The 6,447-nt window shown below is 44.1% G+C and carries 8 protein-coding genes; 4 read left to right on the forward strand and 4 right to left on the reverse strand.

Going from position 1 to position 6,447, the window contains the following annotated elements:
• Positions 1–10: 10 nt before the first annotated feature.
• Together cysS and CAG69_RS19005 are read left to right on the forward strand one after the other, a co-directional pair.
• Positions 11–1,393 (forward strand): cysteine--tRNA ligase, encoded by a 1,383-nt coding sequence (cysS, locus tag CAG69_RS19000; RefSeq protein WP_161445666.1) that lies wholly within the window; start codon positions 11–13, stop codon positions 1,391–1,393.
• 87 nt (positions 1,394–1,480) lie between these two features.
• The gene (locus CAG69_RS19005; protein WP_005378154.1) at positions 1,481–2,059 is read left to right on the forward strand and encodes a thymidine kinase; all 579 of its coding nucleotides are present in this window, start codon (positions 1,481–1,483) and stop codon (positions 2,057–2,059) included.
• A 61-nt stretch (positions 2,060–2,120) separates the two neighbouring features.
• Here the strand turns inward: CAG69_RS19005 and CAG69_RS19010 are convergent, their stop codons facing one another.
• Genes CAG69_RS19010 through CAG69_RS19020 form a run of 3 tightly spaced genes read right to left on the reverse strand, consistent with a single transcriptional unit; the run spans position 2,121 to position 4,484 of the window.
• The gene (locus tag CAG69_RS19010; protein ID WP_104969280.1) at positions 2,121–2,759 is read right to left on the reverse strand and encodes a YdcF family protein; all 639 of its coding nucleotides are present in this window, start codon (positions 2,757–2,759) and stop codon (positions 2,121–2,123) included.
• The gene (locus CAG69_RS19015) at positions 2,756–3,583 is read right to left on the reverse strand and encodes an NAD-dependent epimerase/dehydratase family protein (RefSeq protein WP_161445668.1); all 828 of its coding nucleotides are present in this window, start codon (positions 3,581–3,583) and stop codon (positions 2,756–2,758) included. Before CAG69_RS19015 ends, CAG69_RS19010 begins: the two co-directional genes overlap by 4 nt.
• Positions 3,584–3,605: 22 nt before the next feature.
• Positions 3,606–4,484 (reverse strand): LysR family transcriptional regulator, encoded by an 879-nt coding sequence (locus tag CAG69_RS19020; RefSeq protein ID WP_012841948.1) that lies wholly within the window; start codon positions 4,482–4,484, stop codon positions 3,606–3,608.
• Positions 4,485–4,573: 89 nt separating this feature from the next.
• Between CAG69_RS19020 and CAG69_RS19025 the strand changes: the two genes are divergently transcribed.
• Entirely contained in the window at positions 4,574–5,032 is a 459-nt protein-coding gene (locus CAG69_RS19025; protein WP_005390910.1) for a PACE efflux transporter, read from the forward strand.
• Positions 5,033–5,068: 36 nt separating this feature from the next.
• On the opposite strand, the gene CAG69_RS19030 is transcribed toward CAG69_RS19025, so the two are convergent.
• Positions 5,069–5,302 carry a TIGR02647 family protein gene (locus CAG69_RS19030; protein WP_005378148.1) on the reverse strand — a complete coding sequence of 78 codons (234 nt, stop codon included), beginning with the start codon at positions 5,300–5,302 and terminating at the stop codon, positions 5,069–5,071.
• 299 nt (positions 5,303–5,601) lie between these two features.
• Between CAG69_RS19030 and focA the strand changes: the two genes are divergently transcribed.
• On the forward strand, positions 5,602–6,447 hold an 846-nt coding region (focA, locus tag CAG69_RS19035; protein ID WP_161445670.1), incomplete at its 3' end, for a formate transporter FocA.

Here is a 6,447-nt window from a genome sequence, read left to right on the forward strand (position 1 = left end):
GATAGAGATCATGTTAAAGATATATAACACACTCACAAGACAGAAAGAGGAATTCAAACCAATTACAGCTGGCAAAGTCGGTATGTATGTCTGTGGAGTTACCATCTACGATCTCTGTCACATCGGTCACGGTCGCACTTTTGTCTCCTTTGACGTGGTATCACGTTACCTTCGTTACCTAGGTTACGATCTAACGTTTGTACGCAACATCACAGACATCGATGATAAGATCATTAAACGTGCGGCTGAAAATGGCGAGTCTTGTGACTCATTGACCGAGCGCTTGATCGGTGAAATGCACGCAGACTTCGACGCATTAAACATGAAGCGTCCTGATATTGAGCCTCGTGCAACCCAGTTTATTCCAGAAATCATCGAACTTGTTCAAAAACTGATTGAACGTGGTTTTGCTTACGTTGCGGATAATGGCGATGTAATGTTTGAGGTTCGCAAGTTTGACGAATACGGCAAACTGTCTAAACAAGATTTGGATCAGTTGCAAGCGGGCGCGCGCGTTGATGTCGAAACAGCCAAACGCAGCCCACTAGACTTTGTACTTTGGAAGATGTCTAAACCAGGTGAACCTACGTGGGAATCACCATGGGGCCCTGGTCGTCCAGGCTGGCACATTGAGTGTTCTGCTATGAACTCTTCAATCCTAGGCGATCACTTTGATATTCACGGTGGCGGTTCTGATCTTCAGTTCCCACACCACGAAAACGAAATCGCGCAATCATGCTGTGCACACGACACTAAGTATGTAAATACTTGGATGCACAGTGGCATGGTGATGGTAGATCGCGAGAAGATGTCTAAGTCTCTAGGCAACTTCTTTACTATCCGTGACGTACTTGGTCACTACGATGCAGAAACGGTTCGTTACTTCCTTATGTCTGGTCACTACCGTAGCCAGTTAAACTACAGCGAAGAGAACCTAAACCAAGCACGCGCTTCGCTTGAGCGTCTATACACTTCTCTACGTGGTTTGGACCTAAATGCTGCTCCTGCTGGTGGTGAAGAGTACGTATCTCGCTTTACAGCAGCGATGAACGATGACTTCAATACGCCAGAAGCGTACTCAGTTCTGTTCGACATGGCGCGCGAAGTTAACCGTCTGAAAACAGAAAACCTAGAGAAAGCGAGCGAGCTAGGTGCGCTAATGCGTGAACTAGCAGATGTGATCGGTATTCTTCACCAAGATCCAGAAGCCTTCCTAAAAGGTGATGCAGGTAACGATGATGAAGTGGCTGAAATCGAAGCTCTTATCAAGCTGCGTAACGACTCTCGCGCTGCGAAAGATTGGGCGAATGCAGATATGGCTCGTGACAAGCTAACCGACATGGGCATTGTTCTGGAAGATGGTCCAGAAGGCACAACGTGGCGTCGTAAGTAATTGAACTTTCAATTTTAAAGGGCTGATAATTCAGCCCTTTTATTTTCCATTTCCATAAATTAAAACTTTAACTTTAGGTAATGCTCTGTGGCTCAGATGTATTTCTATTACTCAGCAATGAATGCGGGTAAATCAACAACGCTTCTTCAATCCTCTTTCAACTATCAAGAACGCGGCATGACGCCAGTTATTTTTACGGCGGCACTAGATGATCGCTTTGGTGTCGGTAAAGTGAGCTCTCGTATTGGTCTTCAATCTGACGCACATTTGTTTCGTCAGGATACCAATTTATATCAAGAGATCGCAGCTCTGAATGAGGTTGAGAAACGTCACTGTATTCTTGTTGATGAGTGTCAGTTCTTGTCGAAAGAGCAGGTTTACCAACTTACTGAAGTTGTTGATAAACTGCATATTCCAGTATTGTGTTACGGCCTTCGCACCGATTTTCTAGGCGAACTTTTTGAAGGCAGTAAGTACCTGTTATCTTGGGCAGACAAGTTGGTTGAGCTCAAAACGATCTGCCACTGCGGTCGCAAAGCGAATATGGTTATTCGTACCGATGAACATGGCGTGGCAATTAAAGAGGGCGATCAAGTTGCGATCGGCGGTAACGATAAGTATGTCTCCGTGTGCCGTCAGCATTACAAAGAAGCACTCGGTAAATAATCCGTATTAATACAGAAAAGCCACCGTAATCGGTGGCTTTTTGTTGTCTGCTAGAAAGGGCTTAGACTAAGTCAAAACCAAATCTCTCTAGCAAAACCTGGTAAGACGATTCGACTTGCTGAGGGATGTTCTGCTCGGTTTGAAATCCTTTCTCTGGATAGCTTTTTACACGAGAGAAATCTTCCATTAGTGCTTCTAGCACCATCATTAATGGCATGTCTTCATTAATATACTCAAAAAACGGATGAGCCGTAGAGCTTACTTGGAGCTGGGAGTAGGGTGACTGCCACTGTTTTTCAAATGTCGCTATAGCTCTGCGTTCCATAAATGGTTTTTGCACCAGAATAAACGATGAGCAATGTTTTCCTTCCTCTTTCAATCGCTGCTCAGTAAAGCGAACGTTTTCTCCACTGTTGGTGGATTCAGTTTCGAGCAAAATTGCTTCACTGGGCACACCTGACATCTTGGCAATCTCGGCAAAAGTTTCCGCTTCGCTTTTTTCAAACAGTCCATCGGTAAAACGGCCTTCTCCCCCTGAAAATACAATCAAAGGCGCTAACTTTTGGTGGTACAGATTTGCTGCATGTTCTGCTACACGCACATCGTTACTGCACATCACAAACAAACAGTCTGCGGGTTTCAGCTCATGTTTGAGTTGCATGTAATCCCAAAGTGTTTCTATGTGTCGATAGAGTTTCATAGCGCGTCCAAAGTTGAGTTGAAATGAAATTGATAGCCAAGTGAGAGTAGTTTGTCTGCGAGAATGCGTTTATCTGTTTGTTCTGTGACTGGTGGAAGAGGTATCTCACTTTCGCTCTTATTTATAGCGGCTTGGTAGAACTCCGCCTTGCTGACGGTATGCGGTGTGGTCACGTTAATAACTTGGTTACTTAAATTATCTAAAGCAAATTTGACCGCCGATACCGCATCATCTTGATGAAGCATATTAGCAGGCGCTTTACGACTGACTTGTTTTAGTCTCATTGCAAAGCGAGAAGGGTGCCTGTCTGGCCCAATTAGCCCGCTACAACGCATAATGACGAAGCTAATATTAGAATCGATAACATGCTGCTCGGCTTGCAGCATAATACGTGCATTGTCAGAGAAATAAGGGCTGTCGGCTGCTAAAGAGAGTGACGCATCTGCTTCTTCCATATCTGAAGCTAGGTTGGGATACACCGTTGTAGAGCTAATCATAACGAGCTTTTCAACGTTGTTTTGCTTTGCTGCGTTTGCGAGCATTTGCCATTGTTGGGCGTATTCTTGTCCGCGTCCTTTACGAAAACCAGGGGGAAAAGCACCGACAACGTGAGTAATTTGATGTTGCTTAAGCAACTCATCTAGCCGTTTCGCCGCGTTAAGTTGATTAAAATCGAATAATGCGGAGTGAGTTAATGAAGCGGGTAACTCGTTTAACCGAGCTTGGTTACGACGAGTAACGACAACGTGGTGTCCGTCTTTCATCAAAGTTTCTGCTAGCGGAGTTCCGAGCCAGCCTGCACCTACGATCAATGTATTTGCCATTTGGGTCTTCCTACTTACTTATTTATGTCTGCTCGAATAGATTGAGCAGCTCTGTTTTGGCTTGTTGATGGAGGGGATCTGAATGCCATTTCTGATGTTGAATAAGGTCAACATTGACTTGCCAAGCCAGCTTTGTGAAATCATCCCCAACTCTTTTCAGTGTGTTCGGTGAATACGCGACTAAATGCTCTGGAAGAAAGCACCAACCAAACCCTTTATTCGCTAATTCCAACAAAATATAGTAGTTATCAGCGTACCAGATATCCGGGCTGAATGCTTGATTGAGACCACATGGCTCTGCGTTTTTGGAGCGTATGACCAGTTGACGATGTTGTTTGAGTTGATCAATGTGAGTGACGCGTTGCTGTGCTAGAGCGTGCGTTGAAGAGACATAGACATCGAACGCAATGTTACCAAGATTAGTGAAATCGATATGTCTTGGCATTTGTAAGTCACTCAAAATAATCCCAGTAGTGGCGCGCTCCGATTTGACCAATTCAATGATATCCGGACTTGAAGCTGTTAAGCATTCAACTTGCAAGTGTGGAAAGCGTTGCTCTAAATTTTTTAGCACGTCGGGCAAGCGAGTCAGAGGAATCCCTTCATCAATGGCTAAAACCAATTTATTAGTTGGTGTTGAAAAAAGCTGTGATGCTCTGTTGTTCAATCGGTCGAGTTGGCTGATTGCCGCTTGTGCATAAGGTATGAGCGCGAGGCCACTCTCGGTTAATTTCGGATATCGACCAGAGCGATCAAATAGATCAACACCACAGTCGACTTCCATATTTATGATGTGTTGGCTGACTACGGATTGAGCTCGCCCCAGTTTTCTTGCCGCGCCTGAAAACGATCCGGTTTCTGATGTAGCAATGAAAGCTTGCAGTTGTTCGATGGTAAACATATCGCTTTTGCCGATGGTATCTAACTTTTTGTTATCTGAATAATAGATAAAATTCTAAGCATTGAGTAGAACTATTTGGACAGAGAAATATGACTCGTAACGAACGAATTTTTCATGCAGTACTTTTTGAGTTAATCGCACTCGCGATCATTGTGCCAGCGGCTTCATTGATCACCGGAAAGGGATCGAGTGATCTCGCGTTAGTTGGGATTGGGTTGAGCATGTATACCGTCGTGTGGAATTACATCTACAACTTGTACTTTGATAAGTGGTTTGGCAGCAATCGAACTGAGCGAAGTTTAGCGATGCGTTTTGGGCATACAATTGGATTCGAGGGAGGGTTGATCTTTATCTCTATACCCGTCATTGCTTGGTTCTTAGAAATTACGCTTCTCCAAGCTCTGGTGTTGGAAGCTGGCTTCCTAGTGTTCTTCCTATTTTATGCCACAGGCTTTAATTGGTTGTACGACAAGGTTCAGCCATTTAGCAAAATGAAAAAACGATTAGCACCGCAGGTTTCGGCAGGAACAAAATGCAGGGACCAATAAAAAACGCCACCGAATTCGGTGGCGTTTTTGTTCAAATTACACAGAAAGGACTCTTAAAATCTTATCCGCATGCTCTGCGACTTCAATACCTTCATCTGTTAAATAACCACCATCAGGCTGTGTACAAAGTTGCTTCTCGTATAGACGAGCAACGGCTGCCTGCATTTCTTCTGACGCGTCTGTATGAACTTTAATACCAGTTGCAGCACTACTTAAGTCGAACTGAAGAAGTAGGTTCAATTCGGCGATATGTTCAGCTGAATATTTCATAAATGATTCCTTTACGCTTTTTTTACCAAGCTAGTCTGAAAAGAAGAGTTGAGCAACATTAAACGATAAGAAGTGTTAAGTATGGCGCTATCAGGCTGATATAACGCAGGATCTTTGTTCGAAAGGCAGAATACTTGTTAAGTATCAATGATAGTTACGATTGCGAATGATAGTTGACCTTTATCGGTTGATCTCTCGATAACAACATTTTTAGTAAACATGTCAAATAGCGCTTGAAAAAGTAGGGAAATGGAGCGACTATCCGCGCCTCTTTAATTGTTTCTAAATGTTACACCACAATGAACTTCAATCAGTTTGACTCACTATTACCGCCTCAGGCTGCGGAACGCGCGGCTGAAGTGGGGGTAGGTAAAGCAACTAAAGCACCGATCAAATCTTTTTTATTGGCAATTTCTGCCGGACTTCATATTGGTATTGCGTTCATCTTTTACACCACGGTGACAACAGGCGCAGGCGACCTTCCATGGGGTATTACCAGGCTAATCGGTGGCCTAGCCTTCAGCCTTGGTTTGATTCTTGTTGTCGTTACAGGTGGTGAGCTTTTCACTAGCTCAGTATTAACATTGGTAGCGCGAGCGAGTGGAAAGATCTCGTGGCAAGCGCTAATCAAAAACTGGTTTGTGGTTTATTTCGGCAACATGGTTGGCGCTCTTTTGTTGGTAGCATGCATGTTGGTCACCAAGCAGTATATGTTTGATCACGGCCAAGTTGGCCTCAACGCGATGGCGATCTCTCAACACAAATTGCACCATGGTTTCTTTGCTGCTGTTGCGCTTGGCATCATGTGTAACGTGCTGGTGTGTATTGCTGTTTGGATGACGTTTAGTGGACGTACATTAACTGACAAAATAGCGGTCATGATTCTGCCAGTAGCTATGTTCGTGTCGGCAGGTTTCGAGCACTGTATTGCGAACATGTTCCAAGTACCCATGGCGATTGGAATCAAATATTTTGCACCGGAAGCATTTTGGCAAATGACAGGGGCGGATATTGCAAACTATGCGGACTTAAACATGATGGGGTTCATCGTAAATAACCTTATCCCTGTAACGATAGGGAACATCATTGGTGGCGGTGTATTCGTTGGTATGTGGTATTGGATGATTTATCTACGTGATGAAGAC

Origin of the sequence: Vibrio sp. V43_P6S15P86, assembly GCF_009904725.1 — a bacterium.
GTDB lineage: Bacteria > Pseudomonadota > Gammaproteobacteria > Enterobacterales > Vibrionaceae > Vibrio > Vibrio diabolicus.

Bases quoted from the DNA above. Each gene is read 5' to 3' on its own strand.
- cysS (WP_161445666.1), top strand. From the start codon at position 11: ATGTTAAAGATATATAACACACTCACAAGACAGAAAGAGGAATTCAAA.
- CAG69_RS19010 (WP_104969280.1), bottom strand. From the start codon at position 2,759: ATGAAACTCTATCGACACATAGAAACACTTTGGGATTACATGCAACTC.
- CAG69_RS19015 (WP_161445668.1), bottom strand. From the start codon at position 3,583: ATGGCAAATACATTGATCGTAGGTGCAGGCTGGCTCGGAACTCCGCTA.
- CAG69_RS19020 (WP_012841948.1), bottom strand. From the start codon at position 4,484: ATGTTTACCATCGAACAACTGCAAGCTTTCATTGCTACATCAGAAACC.
- CAG69_RS19025 (WP_005390910.1), top strand. From the start codon at position 4,574: ATGACTCGTAACGAACGAATTTTTCATGCAGTACTTTTTGAGTTAATC.
- CAG69_RS19030 (WP_005378148.1), bottom strand. From the start codon at position 5,302: ATGAAATATTCAGCTGAACATATCGCCGAATTGAACCTACTTCTTCAG.